This window comes from Curtobacterium sp. Arg-1, assembly GCF_025643395.1.
In the GTDB taxonomy this organism is placed as follows: domain Bacteria; phylum Actinomycetota; class Actinomycetes; order Actinomycetales; family Microbacteriaceae; genus Curtobacterium; species Curtobacterium poinsettiae.
Genome location: NZ_CP095731.1, coordinates 3,227,561 through 3,243,329 on the forward strand (window position 1 = coordinate 3,227,561; position 15,769 = coordinate 3,243,329).

The 15,769-nt window shown below is 72.1% G+C and carries 14 protein-coding genes; 4 read left to right on the plus strand and 10 right to left on the minus strand.

Translation table 11 applies throughout. From position 1 onward, the window contains the following. Positions 1 to 60: 60 nt before the first annotated feature. Both MXD64_RS15470 and MXD64_RS15475 read right to left on the minus strand, forming a co-directional pair. On the minus strand, positions 61 to 645 hold the full coding sequence (locus MXD64_RS15470) for a CDP-alcohol phosphatidyltransferase family protein (protein WP_042540049.1): 585 nt from the start codon (positions 643 to 645) through the stop codon (positions 61 to 63). A gap of 352 nt (positions 646 to 997) precedes the next feature. Next, positions 998 to 4,825, minus strand: a complete 3,828-nt coding sequence (locus MXD64_RS15475; protein ID WP_017887993.1) for an ATP-binding protein — start codon at positions 4,823 to 4,825, stop codon at positions 998 to 1,000. 143 nt (positions 4,826 to 4,968) lie between these two features. Between MXD64_RS15475 and MXD64_RS15480 the strand changes: the two genes are divergently transcribed. From MXD64_RS15480 to MXD64_RS15490, 3 genes are all read left to right on the plus strand, one after another. Then, on the plus strand, positions 4,969 to 5,841 hold the full coding sequence (locus tag MXD64_RS15480) for an HpcH/HpaI aldolase/citrate lyase family protein (RefSeq protein WP_017887994.1): 873 nt from the start codon (positions 4,969 to 4,971) through the stop codon (positions 5,839 to 5,841). Positions 5,842 to 5,851: 10 nt separating this feature from the next. Continuing rightward, on the plus strand, positions 5,852 to 6,319 hold the full coding sequence (locus MXD64_RS15485; RefSeq protein WP_263136760.1) for a DUF6264 family protein: 468 nt from the start codon (positions 5,852 to 5,854) through the stop codon (positions 6,317 to 6,319). A gap of 181 nt (positions 6,320 to 6,500) precedes the next feature. After that, complete coding sequence (locus MXD64_RS15490) at positions 6,501 to 7,379, plus strand: aldo/keto reductase (protein ID WP_056071716.1); 879 nt, start codon at positions 6,501 to 6,503, stop codon at positions 7,377 to 7,379. Between the two features lie 81 nt (positions 7,380 to 7,460). Here MXD64_RS15490 and MXD64_RS15495 read toward each other — a convergent pair whose 3' ends face one another. Together MXD64_RS15495 and MXD64_RS15500 are read right to left on the minus strand one after the other, a co-directional pair. Further along, positions 7,461 to 7,946: a hypothetical protein gene (locus tag MXD64_RS15495; RefSeq protein WP_263136761.1), complete on the minus strand. Its 486-nt coding sequence runs from the start codon at positions 7,944 to 7,946 to the stop codon at positions 7,461 to 7,463. After that, positions 7,946 to 8,353 carry a hypothetical protein gene (locus tag MXD64_RS15500; protein WP_017887998.1) on the minus strand — a complete coding sequence of 136 codons (408 nt, stop codon included), beginning with the start codon at positions 8,351 to 8,353 and terminating at the stop codon, positions 7,946 to 7,948. Before MXD64_RS15500 ends, MXD64_RS15495 begins: the two co-directional genes overlap by 1 nt. A 146-nt stretch (positions 8,354 to 8,499) precedes the next feature. Between MXD64_RS15500 and MXD64_RS15505 the strand changes: the two genes are divergently transcribed. Next, positions 8,500 to 9,465 (plus strand): NAD(P)H-quinone oxidoreductase, encoded by a 966-nt coding sequence (locus MXD64_RS15505; RefSeq protein WP_042540057.1) that lies wholly within the window; start codon positions 8,500 to 8,502, stop codon positions 9,463 to 9,465. Here MXD64_RS15505 and MXD64_RS15510 read toward each other — a convergent pair. The 6 genes from MXD64_RS15510 to MXD64_RS15535 all read right to left on the minus strand — a co-directional run bounded on the left by MXD64_RS15510 (position 9,462) and on the right by MXD64_RS15535 (position 15,754). Then, positions 9,462 to 10,238: an amino acid ABC transporter ATP-binding protein gene (locus MXD64_RS15510; protein ID WP_263136762.1), complete on the minus strand. Its 777-nt coding sequence runs from the start codon at positions 10,236 to 10,238 to the stop codon at positions 9,462 to 9,464. The two genes, MXD64_RS15505 and MXD64_RS15510, sit on opposite strands and share 4 nt — an antisense overlap. Further along, a complete protein-coding gene (locus MXD64_RS15515) occupies positions 10,235 to 11,113 on the minus strand; it encodes an amino acid ABC transporter permease (RefSeq protein WP_017888001.1) in 879 nt (292 codons plus the stop codon). Before MXD64_RS15515 ends, MXD64_RS15510 begins: the two co-directional genes overlap by 4 nt. 4 nt (positions 11,114 to 11,117) lie before the next feature. After that, positions 11,118 to 11,939 carry an ABC transporter substrate-binding protein gene (locus tag MXD64_RS15520; protein ID WP_017888002.1) on the minus strand — a complete coding sequence of 274 codons (822 nt, stop codon included), beginning with the start codon at positions 11,937 to 11,939 and terminating at the stop codon, positions 11,118 to 11,120. An 85-nt stretch (positions 11,940 to 12,024) separates the two neighbouring features. Then, positions 12,025 to 12,543: a cupin domain-containing protein gene (locus tag MXD64_RS15525; protein ID WP_235517658.1), complete on the minus strand. Its 519-nt coding sequence runs from the start codon at positions 12,541 to 12,543 to the stop codon at positions 12,025 to 12,027. After that, positions 12,540 to 13,925: an amidohydrolase family protein gene (locus MXD64_RS15530; protein WP_017888004.1), complete on the minus strand. Its 1,386-nt coding sequence runs from the start codon at positions 13,923 to 13,925 to the stop codon at positions 12,540 to 12,542. Before MXD64_RS15530 ends, MXD64_RS15525 begins: the two co-directional genes overlap by 4 nt. Continuing rightward, a complete protein-coding gene (locus MXD64_RS15535; protein WP_263136763.1) occupies positions 13,922 to 15,754 on the minus strand; it encodes an adenosylhomocysteinase in 1,833 nt (610 codons plus the stop codon). The genes MXD64_RS15530 and MXD64_RS15535 overlap by 4 nt, the downstream gene beginning before the upstream one ends. Between the last annotated feature and the right edge of the window lie 15 nt (positions 15,755 to 15,769).

Sequence of the window (15,769 nt, forward strand, 5' to 3'; positions counted from 1 at the left end):
CTGCACACCCGCAAACCGCGGTGCGCAGCGTGAACACCGGTGTTTTGCGCTGGAGGGGGGTCAGGCGGCGGAGACAGCCCGGCGCTTCGCGAACATCGCGACGGCGTACTGGGCGCCGGCGAGGACGTGCCCCGCGGTGCCGAGGTAGACGAAGACCAGGGCCACGACCCGGACCCACGGCGCGTTCTCGTCGACGGTGTGCACCGCGGAGAACAGCAGCACCGGCAGCCCGACGAACAGCAGTGCCGAGCGGATCTTGCCCGTCCACGTGACGTCGAGGTCCGGGTTGCCGTGGAACAGCACGCTCGACAGGACGACGAGCACCAGGTCGACGAGCACGACGACGGCCACCACCCACCAGGGCAGCAGGCCGACGAGCACCAGGGACAGCACGATCGCGATGATCGCCAGACGGTCGGCGACGGGGTCGATCGCCTTGCCGAGCTTCGAGCCCTGGTCGAACTTCCGGGCGATGAAGCCGTCCGCCCAGTCGCTCACGCCGATCACGACGAGGGCGACGAGCGCCCACCCCGGGTGGCCGGCGACGACGAGGCCGATGAACACCGGGATCAGCACGAGGCGGAACAGCGTGATCAGGTTCGGCCAGGTCTGCCAGTCGGGGCGCTGCCGCGCGGTGTCAGTCATCACGGGCCAGGGTACCGGTTACCAGTGCGGCGGGACGTCGCGCCGGAGCTGGTCGTCGTTCTCACCGTCGCGGTGTCGCGCCGGTTCCGGCGGCGGCGCCGGGGCGTAGCCCGCCACCGGCTGGGTGGTGACGCGCCTGCGGCGCCGCACCGGGCCTCCCGACGGGTCGTCCGTGTCAGGTTGCGGAACCGCTGATCCGGGAGGCGCGGCTGACGACACGTCGTCGGCCCGCGTCCACGTGCCCACCAGCTGGTCCGTCTCCGGCGTCACCGGACCGGCGGGCCGCGAGGCCCGGCGGCTCATCGGCGGGCGGGGCCGACCGTGGACACGCTGGGATCGAGGTCCTGCGTGCTCACCGGCGGGCGGGGATCGGTGGGATCGAGATCTCCTGCGTGGCACCGCGGTCGACCCCGAGCACGGACGCGACGGTGTCGGCAACGCGGTCCGGGTCGGAGAACAGCTGGAACGCGTGCACGCGCACGTAGTGCCAGCCGAGACGACGGAGCACCTCGGGGCGCAGGCGCAGGGACTCGCGCAGCGATCCCTTGACGAGCGACGCGTCGGTCTCGATGGTGACGCACACCCCGCCGTGCGCGGCGACGAGACCGAGCTTGCCACGGTGGCCGAGCGCGACCGGGATGCCGCGCATCTCGAGGCGACGGGCCAGGTCGACGAGCAACGGGTCGGAGTCGTCCGGCACGTACTCGGCGGTCGTGCGGGCGCGCACCTCGGCCAGGATCTCCGCGAGGGCGATGGTGCCGTGGCCCATGCGCTCGGCCTCGATGTCGGACGGCTGGAAGCACGTGACGATGACCATCGAGCGACGGGCACGGGTCATCGCGACCGCGAGCAGCCGCTCGCCGCCGGGTTTGCCGAGCGGACCGAAGTCGCGCAGCACGCGGCCGTGCGGTGTGCGGCCGTACCCGATGGAGAACACGACACGGTCGCGGCTCTGCGCCACCGACTGCTCGAGCGTCGCCACGATGAACGGTTCGGCGCGGTCGCCGATGACGAACTCGGTCAGGTCCTTGTGGCCCTGGGCGGCGGTCAGCACGGCCTGCTCGACCCGCACGGCGTGCTTCGCCGACGCGGTGATGACCATGAGCGACTCGGTCGGGCGGGTGCGGGCGTGGTCGATGACGAGCCGGACCACGCGGTCCACCTCGGCGTCGACGCTCTCGACGGCACCGGACTCGGGGTCGGGGACGGCTTTGCCGTCGCTGACGTAGTCGAGCGCGATCGAGCCGTGGCCCAGGAACGAGCCGGCCCACGGCAGGGACTCGATCTTGCCGCCGTAGAAGCGACGGTTCACGAGCTCGGCCAGGTCCTCGCCGCCGGCGCGGTACGACCGCGACAGCGACAGGGTGGGCAGCAGGGTGGAGAGCTTCGCGAGTGCGGAGTCGGCGTGGAACGCGTCGAGCGTGCCCTCGTCGACCTGCAGCGCCCGGTGCTCGGGGTCCACGGCGATGCGGAACGGCGACGGTGTCTGGGTGACGGGGTCACCGAACACGACGGTCTGGCGGGCACGACGGACGGCACCGACGGTCTCGGCGATCGTCACGGCACCGGCGTCGACCAGGATCACGGTGTCGAACGGCATCGTGTCGGCGATCTGCGGCACCTCGTACGGGCTCGCGAGCCAGACGGGGGCGATCGACCGGGACAGGTGCGGTGCGGAGTCCTGCAGCAGGCGCGAGGTGATCGCACCGTCGCGCAGCTGCGTCTTGAGCGCCGTCGCTTCTTCGGGCCAGTCGACGAGACCGACCTTCCAGTTCTCGGCGAGCTGCCACGCCAGGCCCTGGGAGACCCCGGCCGCGTGGGCGTCGTCCACCAGGCGGAAGTCGGCCTCGACCCGGTCGAGCATGTCGGTGTTCGCGCCGAGCAGGGCCCGGTCGGACTCGAGCATGGTCTCGAGGGCGGACTGCCACCAGGCGAGCTCGAGCTCGGCCGGCACCTGCACGTCCGGCACGTGCCGGTTCGCCAGGTCGGTGATGAGCGGTTCGAGCTGCAGGTCACGCAGGGTCTGCATGAGCTCGGTGCGCTCCTGCAGGTTGTGCAGGACGTCGGACTCGGCGGCGAGCTCGGCGATGGTCGGGACGAGCTGGTCGACCGGGGTGTTCGCGAGCTGGCGGTCGCGCTCGGTGCGGCCCAGCGGCTCGTCGAGACGCGCGAGGTCCTCGGCGACGTTCGAGAACAGCACCTGCACGTCGGCGATGCCGGTCGGCACCTCGGGGTTCACGCCGGCGGCGACGTAGCGCTGCCAGAGCACGCGCTGCTGCTGGACGCGGGTCAGTGCCTCGTGCAGGTCGGACACGTGCACGCCCGGTCGGACGTACTCACGCGCGAGCTTCTTCAGCCGCCGACGGTTCGTGGACGACATCGGGGCGCCCTCGCCGCGGGGGGCGGTGGCGGCCACGAGCTCGGACACCGAGCGGTCGAACACCACCGGCAGGAAGCGGTCGAGCGTGTCGCGGATCTCGGTGAGCAGGCGCAGGTAGATGCCGAGCTCGTTGATCGTCGTGAACTGGCGCATGTGCGTCGTGCTCACCAGGTCGTGGGCACGGCGGAGCAGGGTCGGCAGGCCGTCGGCGTCCAGGTCCTTCGCGATGCGGTGCGCACGCTGCGCCCCGTCGCTCGAGGAGAACTTCGCGCCGTACCAGGGCGAGTCGTCGGGGCCGTAGCGGAACTCGCCGAGGTTCGCGGCGCTGACCATCGTCTCGGCGACGCGCGACCGGCCGTCGACCATCGAGGCCACGGACTGCTTCGACAGCCGAGCGGTCGTCGACGGGGCGACGGGCAGCAGCGACAGGCGCGACAGCTCCACCAGGCAGTCGAGCACCGAGACGCCGAAGTCGGGGTCCTTGCGGGTGAGCGAGCCGCGGTAGTCCTTCAGCACCTTGCGCAGGCGGACCAGGGCGTCGTCGACCTCGCGGAGGTTCGGCCGCGCGGCCTTCTCGTTGCGGGCGATGGCACGGACGACGTCGCGGCGCAGGGTCGACGGCGTGACGGCGACCCCGGGCAGCTGGACCTCGCCGAAGCGTGCGGCGATGCCCCGCAGGGTGGCGCGGCGCGGGCTCACGACGAGGACGCGCTTGTTCGCCGCGACCAGGCCGCCCAGGGCGTTCACGATGGTCTGGGTGCCACCGGTGCCCGGCAGGGTCTTCACGACGATGGAGTTGCCGGCCGTGATCTGGGCGATCACGTTCTCCTGCTCGTCGTCGGCGTCGAGCAGCAGCGTGTCGGTCTCGGGGCTGCGCTCGTCCGACGGGGTCTGCTCGACGGGGTGGTAGGACTGCTCGACCTGCCACTTCGCGCTCGGGTTGCCGGCCAGTGCGTCGAGCACGGGGTGCGACAGGTCGCCGGTGTCCTCGACCATGCCGGTCGCGACCTCGGCGAAGGCGGACACCACGAGTCGGGCGTGCACTGAGAAGCCCGGGATGTGCGCGGTCAGCCCACGCAGCCGGTCGATGACGGGGTTCGGTGTGAACGAGCCGTCCTGCTGCGCGAGGGCCACGAAGGACTGCGCGTCGAGGATCACCCCGAACTGCTCGTGCAGGGCGTCGGCGAGGCCCGGGTTGAGCACCGGCTCGCCGAGCAGGCGCACCTCGAAGTCGCGTCCGTGCCGACGGATCGCCAGCGGTCGCAGGAGCACGGGGCCGCGGAACTGCTCGTCGCCGTGCTTCCAGTCGGCCATGCCGATGCCGAGCTTCACGGCGTCGATGCCGCGCACGGTGGCGAGCTCGGTGCCCTTCGCCTCGACGTGTCCGGCGGCCACGCGGGCGGCACGGAGCGCCACCTCGTCGCGGATCAGGCTGGACAGCAGGGTCGTCTTGCCGGTGATGAACTGCGCGAGACCACCGGGGTGGGTGGTCGACAGCTCGATGCGGGCGCGCGGGTGGTCGCTGAAGTGCGTGAGCGGGCTGGTGCCACCGACCCCGGTCAGCTGGGTGCGCCAGCCGTCCCACGTCGGTTCCGCCGCGTTGCCCGCCTGCAACCGCGGGTCGCCCAGGCTGATCGCCTGCGGGCTCGTCATCTGCAGCTCCGGGCGGAGCATGCGGTCCGGCTCGTCGTCGGTCCGTTCCTGGTCCACGTCCTGCTGCTCGTCTCGATCGTCGTCGGAGCGCGCGCGGGCACCCTCGACGGGGACGTCGTCGTTCACGTCGTCCTCACCGTCGGTCACCCTGTCCGCTCGCCACACATCCGACACTGTAGGCGGAACCGGACGGCCTCTCTGGCAATGAACCGAGGTTTCGGGGTTTCCGCATCGACGCGGCACGCGTCCGAGCGAGGCGTTCGTCCCCTCGGGTGTGGTACCAACGGGGCATGGCCATCGACGACCGCACCGCTCCGTCCGCCCCCACGCCGAACCGGCGTCGATCGGTCCCCGCCGAGATCTCACGCTCGTGGCTGCTGGTCTCCGGCACCGCGACCGATCGGTTCGACAAGTCCCAGCGGTCCCGCGCCGACCAGATCATCCTGGACATCGAGGACGCCGTCGACCCCGCCGCGAAGCCCTCGGCACGGCAGGGCGTCGCCGCCTGGTTGGCCGGCGGTGGCGAGGCCTGGGTGCGCATCAACGACGTCACGACGGACTTCTGGGCCGACGACGTCGAGGAGCTCCGTGGCCTGCCCGGGCTGCAGGGCGTCATGCTCGCCAAGACCGAGTCCCCCGCCCAGGTCACCGACACCTGGCACCGGCTCGGCGGCCAGACGCCGGTGATCGCCCTGGTCGAGTCCGCGCTCGGCATCGAGGAGTCCGTGTCGATCGCCAAGGCGCAGGGTGCGTTCCGCCTGGCCTTCGGGTCCGGCGACTACCGCCGCGACACCGGGACGAGCGCCGACACCCTCGCGATGGCGTACCCGCGGTCGAAGCTCGTCGTCGCCTCGCGCGTCGGCGACCTGCCCGGCCCGATCGACGGCCCCACGGTCGGGTCGTCGCACCCGATCCTCCGCGAGCAGTCGCAGGTCGCCGTGTCGCTCGGCCTCACCGGGAAGCTCTGCCTGGACACCGAGCAGCTCCCCGTCATCAACGAGGTCATCTCCCCCACCCCGACCGACGTCGCCTGGGCACAGGACTTCCTGGACGACTTCGAGGCCCGCGGCCGGGTCATCCGCGACGGTTCCGACCTGCCCCGACTCGGTCGGGCGCAGAAGATCCAGCGGCTCGCACAGGCGTTCGGGGTCGAGGCGCGGTAGGACTGCACGCATGACCTGGTCCAACGTCCCCGGCCCTCCGCAGCAGCCCTCCTCCGGCCCCACGGACGCGCAGCGCGCGGCGTGGGAGCGCGGCGGCACCACGTTGTTCCCGCCGGCGAAGCTCGCCGACCGGATCTCGACGGTCCTGCTCCTGGTGTTCGGTGCCGTCATGACCGCGATCACGGCGGTCGTCGGCATCATCGCGATCGCCTCGGCCACGACGTCGTGCGACGCCTCGGCCGGGTGCTCGCCCGGCGGGTACTTCGGTGGCGCCGCCATCGCGGTCGGTGGCGCGTTCGTCATCGGGGTCGCCACGATCGTGCTGTCGATCGGCGCCTGGATCCGCCGCAAGCCGTCGTGGTGGATCGCCGCGATCGGCTTCGTGCTCGCGATCGTCGTCATCGCCTGGGGCGGCGTCGTGTTCGCGAACGCCGTCGACAGCGGTTCCGCCGCGTCGTCGGTGTCCGCCACCGCCTGACCGACACCACCCTTCCGACAGGACACGCGTCGATCAACGCGTGTCCTGTCGGAGAACGCGTGTGCGTTCCGGCCTGGAGGCGCGAAGGCTGGGCCGCTACGCGCCTCCCGTCCGCCTGTCGGTCACGGCCACGGCGTGACCACCTGGGCGTGCGGGCGCACCCCCGGCGCATGCTGGGCCGATGAAGCAACGAGTCATCGGAGACGTGTCCGTCAGTGCCATCGGTCTGGGCGGGATGCCCATGTCGATCGAGGGCCGACCGGACGAGCGTCAGTCCATCGCCACGATCCACGCAGCGCTCGAGAACGGTGTCACGCTCATCGACACCGCCGACGCCTACCACCTGGGCGGCCACGACGAGGTGGGGCACAACGAGGAGCTCATCGCCCGGGCCGTCCGGGAGTACCACGACGACACCTCGGCCGTGCTCATCGCGACGAAGGGCGGACACCTGCGCCCCGAAGTCGGCAACTGGACCCAGAACGGGCACCCGGAGTACCTGAAGGAGGCGGCGAAGGCGTCGGCGAAGCGGCTCGGCGTCGAGCAGATCGGCCTGTACCAGTTCCACCGTCCCGACCCCGCGGTGCCCTACGCCGACTCGATCGGGGCGCTCGCCGAGCTGCTCGACGAGGGCGTCATCCGGATGGCGGGCATCTCGAACGCCGACCCGGACCAGATCCGCACCGCGAACGAGGTGCTCGGCGGACGCCTGGCCTCGGTGCAGAACCAGTACTCGCCGAAGTTCCGCTCGAGCGAGCCGGAGCTCGAACTGTGCGACGAGCTCGGCATCGCGTTCCTGCCGTGGAGCCCCCTCGGCGGCATCGGGAGTGCGGCGGACCTCGGCACGGCGTTCGAGGACTTCGCCTACATCGCCCGCGACCGTGGCGTCACCCCGCAGGTCATCGCCCTGGCGTGGGAGCTGCAGAAGAGCGACGTCGTCGTCCCGATCCCCGGGGCGTCGCGCCCGCAGTCGATCCTGAACTCGATCACCGCGCCGACCGTGCGGCTGCGACCGGAGGACGTCGCACGGCTCGACGCGTCGCAGGCCGCGGCCGCCTGACCCGTCCCCCTGGGATGCACGACGCCCCGCCGCTCCTTCGCAGGAGGGCGGGGCGTCGTCGTGTGTGGTGCGCGGTGGCGGTCAGCTCTTGGCGGGGCAGACGGCCGAAACCTGGTCGAGCGTGCTCTGCACGTCGGACTGGGCCTTCTTGACCTCGGGCGAGTCCTCTGCCGAACCGGACTCGATGGCCGAGCTGTAGCGCTTGGCCGCGCCCGAGAACTCCTCGAACGTGTCGTGCACCTGCTCGTTCGAGACCTTCGTCAGCGCCGAGTCGATGCGCTGGACGAACTCGCCGATGAGCGCCCCGCGGGCCTTCACGTCGGACGGAGCCGTGTTGGCCCCCTGCTCCTTGAGGAACGACGCGAGTTCGTTCTCGAGCAGGGAGCAGGCCTCCTGCTTGCTCTGCGCGGGAGCCGCCGCGGCGGTCTTCGACGCCGAGGGTGCACTGGACGCCCCCGAGTCGCCGCCGGACGAGTTGCCACCGTTGCCACCGTCACCGCCGGAGCAACCAGCGAGCAGCGTGAGTGCGAGGCCGGCGGTGGCCAGCGCGGTGAGGGTGCGGCGCATCAGGAGTTGCACTCCTTCTGGAACGCGTTGCCGGCGTCCTGCACCTTGGTGCTGGACTTCGTCAGGCCCGAGACGTCGGCCGACTTCGGGTCCTCGGCGATGTCCTCGATGTCGTCGACCAGGTCGCCGTAGGCCTCTTCGAAGGCGTCGCCCTTGGCCTTCAGGTCGTCGTCCGACAGGTCGTCGACGCCGTCGGAGATCTTCGCGTCGAGCTCCTTGAGCTTCGTGACGGCGGCGTCCGGGTCGGACTGCAGGTTCGCGGCCTCGGACTGCACGCCCTCGGCCGCGGACTTGACGGTCTTCTCGAACTGGGTGCACTGCTCGGCCTTGGACGGCCCGGTGGAGCAACCGGCGAGCAGCGTGAGTGCGAGGCCGGCGGTGGCCAGCGCGATGAGCTTCTTGGGCATGGTGGAGGGTCCCCCTCGATCCGTCCGCACTCCCCCGGATGAGGTGCAGATCCATGATCGAGCGTACAGGGAAGATCCGCTCCGGGTCCGGCCGGCCGCGGCCCCCGACAGCCGGCACGAGGGACGGGGCGCGTACCGTCGAGGGCATGCACGCCATCACGTTCGACGACGCTTCCATGTCGGTCACCGACCTGCCCGACCCCCGACCCGGCACCGACGAGGTCCTGATCGAGGTCGCCGCCGCCGGCGTCAACAACGCGGACCTGCAGCAGCGCGCCGGGAACTACCCGCCGCCGCCCGGGGCCTCGGACGTCCTCGGGCTCGAGGTCTCCGGCACGGTCCGGGCCGTCGGCACCGGGGTCACGACCGTCGCGGTGGGCGACCGGGTGTGCGCACTGCTCTCCGGCGGCGGGTACGCGTCGCTCGTCGTCGCCCCGGTCACCCAGGTACTGCCGGTCCCCGACGGGGTCGACCTGGTCGAGGCCGCCGGTCTGCCCGAAGCCGCCTGCACGGTCTACTCGAACATCGGCATGCTCGCCGGGCTCCGACCCGGGCAGACGCTCCTGGTGCACGGTGGCACGGGCGGCATGGGGTCGCACGCGGTGCTGTGGGCGAAGGCCCTCGGTGCGACGGTGATCGCGACGAGCGGTGGGGAGCGCAAGGTCGCCGCGTCCCGGGACCTCGGTGCCGACCTGGTCGTCGACCACCGCACGGAGGACTTCGTGGAGCGCGTCCTGGCGTTCACCGACGGGGTCGGTGTCGACGTGGTGCTCGACGTCGTCGGCCCGTCCTACCTGGACCGGAACCTGCAGGCCCTCGCCCCGAACGGGCACATCGCGGTGATCGCCGCGGGCAGCGGCCGCACCGCCGAGCTCGACTTCGGGGTGCTGATGCGCAAGCGCGCGTCGATCAGCGGCACGACCCTGCGCGCCCGGCCGCTCGCCGAGAAGGCCGCGATCGTCGCCGCCGTCCGCGAGCACGTCTGGCCCTTCGTCGCCGACGGCAGCATCCGCCCGGTCATCGACTCGGTACTGCCGCTCGCCGAGGTCGAGGAGGCCCACCGCCGCGTGCGCGACGGTGAGGTGATCGGCAAGGTGCTGCTGACGCCCTAGGCGTGCACGCGGGCGAGGAACTCGACCAGCGCGGGGTGCTGTGGGTGGTCGAGGACCTCGGCGGGCGATCCCTGCTCGACGACCTCGCCGCGGTGCAGGAAGACGATCCGGTCGGCGACGTTCCGCGCGAAGTGCATCTCGTGCGTCGTCATCAGGATCGTCGAGCCCTGCCGCTTCAGCTCGGTGACCAGGTCGAGCACCTCGCCGACGAGCTGGGGGTCGAGCGCACTCGTGACCTCGTCGAGCAACAGCAGCTCGGGGTCGGACGCGATGGCCCGGACGATGGCGACGCGCTGCTGCTGCCCGCCGGACAGCCGGTCGGGGTACGCGTCGGCGAACGAAGCGAGGCCGATCCGGTCGAGCAACCGTCGCGCGGTCTCCTCGGCCTGGGCCCGTCCGATGCCGTGCACCTGACGGGAAGCGAGCGTGACGTTGTCGAGCACGCTCATGTGCGGGAACAGGTTGAACTGCTGGAACACCACGCCGATGCGGGCCCGCACGGCGTCGACGGCGACGCGCGGGTCGGCGATGTCCGTGCCCTGCAGCAGGATCTCGCCGTCGTCGATGCCCTCGAGCAGGTTGACCGTCTTGAGCAGCGTCGACTTGCCCGACCCGGACGCCCCGATGACGCAGATGACCTGGTGGCGGTGCACCGTCAGGTCGATCCCGCGCAGGACCTCGTGCTCGCCGAAGGCCTTGCACAACCCGCGCAGCTCGAGGACCGCGGCGTCCGTTCCGGACGCACCACGGGCCTCCAGGCCTGCCTCGCTCATACGGTCCCTCCGATCTGCTCACGCCGCTGCTGCCGACGCGCGATCGCGTCCGTGACGCGGATCAGCGGCAGGCTGATCACCACGAACAGCAGCCCGGCGACGAAGTAGGGGGTGAAGTTGTAGGTCTCGGCCTGCGCGATCTGGGCGGAGCGGACCGCGTCGACGGCGCCGAGGATCGAGACCAGACCGACGTCCTTCTGCATCGACACGAAGTCGTTCATGAGCGCCGGCGTGACCTTGCGGATCGCCTGCGGCAGCACCACGAGGCGCAGCGTCTTGGCGTGCGAGAGCCCGAGCGACCGGGCGGCCAGGCGCTGCGAGGGGTGCACGGCCTCCATGCCGGCCCGGAGCACCTCGGCGATGTACGACGAGTAGGTCAGGGTGATCGCGATCGTGCCCCAGACCTCGGCGGGGAGCCGCGGGAACACCCCGAGCCCCGGGATGCCGTAGCCCACCAGGTAGAGCACGATGATGAGCGGCAGGCCGCGGAACAGGTCCGTGTACCCGGTCGCGAGCATCCGCAGCGGGAAGAACACCGGGTTGCGCAGGCCCCGCACGACCGCGAGCAGGGTGCCGAACACGGCGACGCCGATGGCGCTGAAGAACAGGATCCGGACGTTCAGCCACAGGCCCAGCAGGATGTCCGGGAACGTGTCGATCGCGGTCTCGGGGTCGAAGAACGACTGCTGCACCGCCGCCCAGCCGGGGGTGTTCACGACGCCGAAGTACACGACGGCGAGCACGACCAGGGTGGACACGACCGACACGACGACCGAACGACGGCCGCGCTGGCGACGGTAGAGCCGACGCTCGAGCTCGACCTGGCTCGGCGCGGGGGCGGCCACCGGGGTGCCGGTGCCTGCTGGCAGCGTCATGCGGTTACTTCAGGACCGGGGTGCCGGTCTCGGACGACAGCCACTTGGTCTGCAGCTTGTGCAGGGAGCCGTCGTCGTCGAGGGTCTTGAGGGCCTTGTCGACCTTGCTCGTGAGCTCCGAGTCCTTCGGCAGGACGAAGCCGAACTGGTCGCCCTTGCCGTCGTCGGGGAACTGCGCCGACACGGTCCCGTCGTCGAGCTGCGCGCCGGACATGTAGAACGCCGTCGGCAGGTCGGTGACGATGGCGTCGATCTGGCCGGACTTGAGTGCGAGCACGGCGTCGTCGTTCGAGTTGAACACCTGCGGGGTGACCCCGAGGACGTCCTTGACGCTCGCGATGCTCGTCGAGCCGGTCGCGACACCGATGGCGTCCTGCTTGAGCGCCGCGATCGTGGTGTCGTCGGCGGCCTTCGACTTCTCCGTCGTGACCACGGCCTGCGTCGTCGTGTAGTACGCGCTCGACATGTCGACGGCCTTCTTGCGCTTCGCGTCGATCGAGAACTGCTGGACGTTGAGGTCCCAGTCCTTCGGGCCCGGGGCGATGGCACTGTCGAAGGTGCTGCGCTTCCACACGACGTCGGACTTGCCGTAGCCCATCTCCTTCGCGACGGCGTACGCCACGGCGGACTCGAAGCCCTTGCCGGACTGCGGCTTGTTGTCCTCGACCCAGGGCGAGTACGCCGGGTCACCGGTGGCGATCGTGAGCTTGCCGTCGGTCACGGTGCCGTCGGCGTTGCTGCTGCCCCCGGCGGAGCAGGCCGACAGGGCGAGGGCGGCGACCGCGGCGGTGGCGACGGCGAGGGTGAAGCGGAGGGGACGGGTCACGGTCGGGCCTTCGTGCGAGGGGGGGGTGGGGGCAGGTCGAAGTGTACTTCGCGGTGGGATACCAACGCGAAACGGTGTCGCGGTGCTACTCGGCGGCAGAGTCCCCGTCGTCGACCATCGTGAAGTCGTCGAACGAGAAGCCCGGCGACACCAGGCAGCTCAGCAGCACTTCGCCGTCGCCCGGGATCGTCCGCTGCCACACCCCGCCGCGCACGAACGCCTGCGCGTCGTTCACCCGGTCCCGGCCGGCGTCCGGGCCGAGCGTGATCGTCGCGCCGGGCTCGGGGACGTCACCGTCGCCGCCGAGCTGCAGGTCGACGGTGTCCGGACCGTGCCACATCCAGATCTCGTCGCTCGTGACCCGGTGCCAGGCCGAGGCCTCGCCCGGGGGCAGCAGGAAGTGGATCAGGGTGGCGGCCGGACGGTCCCCCGCGGGGGTGGTGACCGTCGCCGGCGAGGTCCAGGTGCGGACGTACCAACCGCCCTCGGGGTGCGGTTCCATGCCGAGGGCGATGGCGCGCTTCGGCACGTCGAGCCACTCGATCAGGTCGCCGTCGACGGTGCGACGGGCGGCCATGCCGGGGCGGGGTGCGGTCTCGGTCATCGTTCCTCCTGGTGCGGTGCGGGGATGTCCATGTGCGGGGAAGCCGGTTCGGTGACGACGCCCGCCGCGGCACGGACGACCCCGCGGATCACGGTGGCGGCCGCCCGCCCGGCGCCGTCCTCGACGAGCTCGGCGAGCGCGTCCGGCACGGTACGGGCATCGACGTCGAAGACCGCCAGGTCGGCACGCGCCCCGACGGCGAGGTGCCCGATGCGGTCCGGCCCGACGGCGAGCCCCATCGCGTGCGCGCCACCGAGGGTCGCCGCCGCGAGCAGCCGCTCGTGCAGGTCCCGGTGCCCGTAGCCCTGGGCGCGGGCGATCCGGTGCAGCGCGGTGACGTCGGCCATCAGGTCGAGGGACGGCGACGACGACAGGGAGTCGGTGCCGATGGCGATCGGGCTGCCCTCGCGCAGGTAGTCCGCGACGGGCGGCGGATCGAGGCCGATGACGGCGTTCGACCGCGGGCACAGTGCGACGGCGGTGCCCCGGGCACGCAGGAGGGCCCGGTCGGCCGCGGTCATGTAGACGCCGTGGGCGATGTGGCAGTCCGGGCCGAGCACCCCGAGCCGGTCGACGAACGCGGTGGCACTCGCGCCGAAGCCCAGGGCTCGCAGCGCCCGGAACGACGGCACGTTCGCCAGGTGCCAGTCGTTCCCGTGTCCGACGCCGTCGACCCCGTCGAGCCCGGGGACCGGACCGAGGGCGGTGCGCTCCCCCTCGAACGCCGCCTCACCGAGGTGCAGGTGCAGTCGCAGACCGCGCTGCCGCACGATGTCGGGGAGCTCGAGCAGCGGGGCGACCTCGAGCGAGTACGGCGCGTGCGGCGACAGACCCGCACCGGGCGTCGTGGGGATCCGGTCGAGTTCGTCGAGCACCTGGTCGCGACCGTGCGACTGCCAGGCGTCGTTCTCCCAGTCCATGACCTCCCAGTACGCGATGCCGCCGAGCCCGGCGTCCTGCAGCGCGGTGGCGGCCTCGATGTCGGTGACGATGTCCGCGATGCTCGTGACGCCGGCCAGGATCGACGCCCGTGCACCGTCCGCGGCTTCGGCCCGCCAGTCGTGGGGTTCGGCGTAGTCGACGTTGAACGCCGCGGCCCAGTCCTCGAATCCGCCGTACTGGCGCTGGCCGACACTGGCCATGCCGGTGTACTGCAGGTGCGAGTGCGCGTTCACGAGTCCGGGTAGGAGCGCGCCACGCCACTGCCGCTCGGTGAACGTCGCGCCGGACCCGGTGAGCTGGTCGATGACCCACGACCGGTCGCCGACGTGCAGGATGCGGCCGTCCTGCACGGCGACCGCGCCGTCCGCGATCGGCGGCGCGGTCATCGGCACGACGACGCGCGCCGAGTGCACCGTGACCGGGTGCTGTCGGGCGCTCACGTGGGGTCTCCGAAACGGTGCGTCCGGACGTCCGGCTCGCGGTCCGCCGGGTGTTCAGGGGGAAGGCCTGGGCCCACGCCGCCGGTTCCGGGCTGACGCGCCAGCGGCAGCCCGGCCGTGCCGGTGGGGAGAGGCAGGGGTCGGCTCCCGAACGCGGCGAGCGCCGCGCGGGCGGTCACGTCGTCGACCGCGGGGTCGATCGGCACGACGGCACGCTCCAGCTCGTCGCCGCGTTCCAGGAGCATCCGGACGGCGCCGAGCTGCACGGCGAAGGACAGGTCCATGATCTCGACCGGGTTGCCCTCGGCCGCGGTGATGTTGATGCAGCCACCGTCGTCGAGCACGATCGGCCCGCCGTCGACGCCGGGGAACACGAACCGCTCGGCCTTCGGCCCCACGGGCCGCCGTTCGACCCCGGCGGCGAGGGCGTCATCGACCGCGATCTCTTGGTCGACCCCACCGGCGACGGCGACGATCGCGCCGTCCGCGCAAGCACGGAGCACCTCGAGGTCGATGGTGTCCGGCACCCCGGTGGCGCTCATCACGAGGTCGGCGTCACGCACCGCCTGGACCAGCGGGGCCACGGCGTACCCGGCGAAGCGGGCCTGCAGGGCGCGGACCGGGTCGGTCTCGGCGACCGTCACCCGGAACCCGAGGGCGGCGAGCACCAGGGCGACCCCTTCGCCGACGTGCCCGAACCCGGCGACCGCCGCCGCGCCTCTCCCCACCGGCACGGCCAGCCCGCCGCTGGCGCGTCGGGCCGGAACCGGCGGCGTGGGCCCAGCCTGCAATCGGTGTGCGCCGGACGCGAGCCCGTCGACCAGGTCGAGCACCGCGAACACCGTCGACTGCCCGGTGCCGTACCGGTTGTCGAAGAACGTCTTGGTGCGGGCGTCGTTCACCGCGATCACGGGGATGCCGAGCTCGCCGCGCGCTGCCAGCACACGCAGGGGCCGCAGGCCGCTCGTGGTCTCCTCGGCGGCGCCGAGCATCGTCGGCAGCAGGTCGGGGCGCTCCTGGTGGGCGAGCCGGATGACGTGTGCCCCGTCGTCGAGCAGGATGTGCGGCGCCGTGTCGAGCATCGCGAGGGCCAGCTGCTTCTGCTCGGGGAGCGTCGCCGTGCTGCTCGCGAAGACCGTCAGGCCGGCCGACCGCAGTGCGTCGGCGACGGCGTCGTCGGTCTCGTCGGCGTGGGCGTAGACGACGACCTCGGCACCGGCATCGCGGAGCAGCAGGCTCAGCACCGCCGTCTTGGGTTCGAGGAACATCGCGACGCCGATGCGTGTGCCGCGCAGGAGTCCGCCGTCGCGGAGTTCGGCGGCGACCGACCGGGCGACCGGCATCGACCGCCGGGCCCATCGCAGGCGGGCCTCGGCTGCGGGGTCGTGCTCGGGGTCGCGGCCGGTGGAGACGAGGAAGACGTCGTCGGACAGCATCGGGACGGCGAGCACGCCGGGGCGGGCGGGTGCGACGGGGCCGAAGGCGTCCTCGTCGACGGCGGGCAGGTACCGGCCGGCGTCGATGACGACCAGGGTGGTGCCGCGCGGGCGGTCGGCGGCCTGCTCGACGGCGGGCGTCGATTCCTCGGGCGTGCCGAGACACCAGAGCTGGTCGACCAGGTCGGACGGCTGCTGCGGGTTCGGCTGCTGCTCGTCGGCCTCGCGCGCGCCGAGTGCGGTCAGCAGGTGCCGGAGCGCCGCGGCGTCCCGGGGGTCCCCGCCGATGATGCGGAACCGGCGGGCGGCGACGAGCAGGTTGGTCGCAGCGGCGAACCGCCGGACGGCCGCCGAGGCCCAGGCCAGCGTCGCGGGGTCGGGTGCTGGCGGCATGTGCCAATCGTAGGG

Excerpts from the sequence above, each read along its gene's own strand:
- MXD64_RS15470 (WP_042540049.1), bottom strand. The coding sequence starts at position 645 with ATGACTGACACCGCGCGGCAGCGCCCCGACTGGCAGACCTGGCCGAAC.
- MXD64_RS15480 (WP_017887994.1), top strand. The coding sequence starts at position 4,969 with ATGGCCATCGACGACCGCACCGCTCCGTCCGCCCCCACGCCGAACCGG.
- MXD64_RS15485 (WP_263136760.1), top strand. The coding sequence starts at position 5,852 with ATGACCTGGTCCAACGTCCCCGGCCCTCCGCAGCAGCCCTCCTCCGGC.
- MXD64_RS15490 (WP_056071716.1), top strand. The coding sequence starts at position 6,501 with ATGAAGCAACGAGTCATCGGAGACGTGTCCGTCAGTGCCATCGGTCTG.
- MXD64_RS15495 (WP_263136761.1), bottom strand. The coding sequence starts at position 7,946 with ATGCGCCGCACCCTCACCGCGCTGGCCACCGCCGGCCTCGCACTCACG.
- MXD64_RS15500 (WP_017887998.1), bottom strand. The coding sequence starts at position 8,353 with ATGCCCAAGAAGCTCATCGCGCTGGCCACCGCCGGCCTCGCACTCACG.
- MXD64_RS15505 (WP_042540057.1), top strand. The coding sequence starts at position 8,500 with ATGCACGCCATCACGTTCGACGACGCTTCCATGTCGGTCACCGACCTG.
- MXD64_RS15510 (WP_263136762.1), bottom strand. The coding sequence starts at position 10,238 with ATGAGCGAGGCAGGCCTGGAGGCCCGTGGTGCGTCCGGAACGGACGCC.
- MXD64_RS15515 (WP_017888001.1), bottom strand. The coding sequence starts at position 11,113 with ATGACGCTGCCAGCAGGCACCGGCACCCCGGTGGCCGCCCCCGCGCCG.
- MXD64_RS15525 (WP_235517658.1), bottom strand. The coding sequence starts at position 12,543 with ATGACCGAGACCGCACCCCGCCCCGGCATGGCCGCCCGTCGCACCGTC.
- MXD64_RS15535 (WP_263136763.1), bottom strand. The coding sequence starts at position 15,754 with ATGCCGCCAGCACCCGACCCCGCGACGCTGGCCTGGGCCTCGGCGGCC.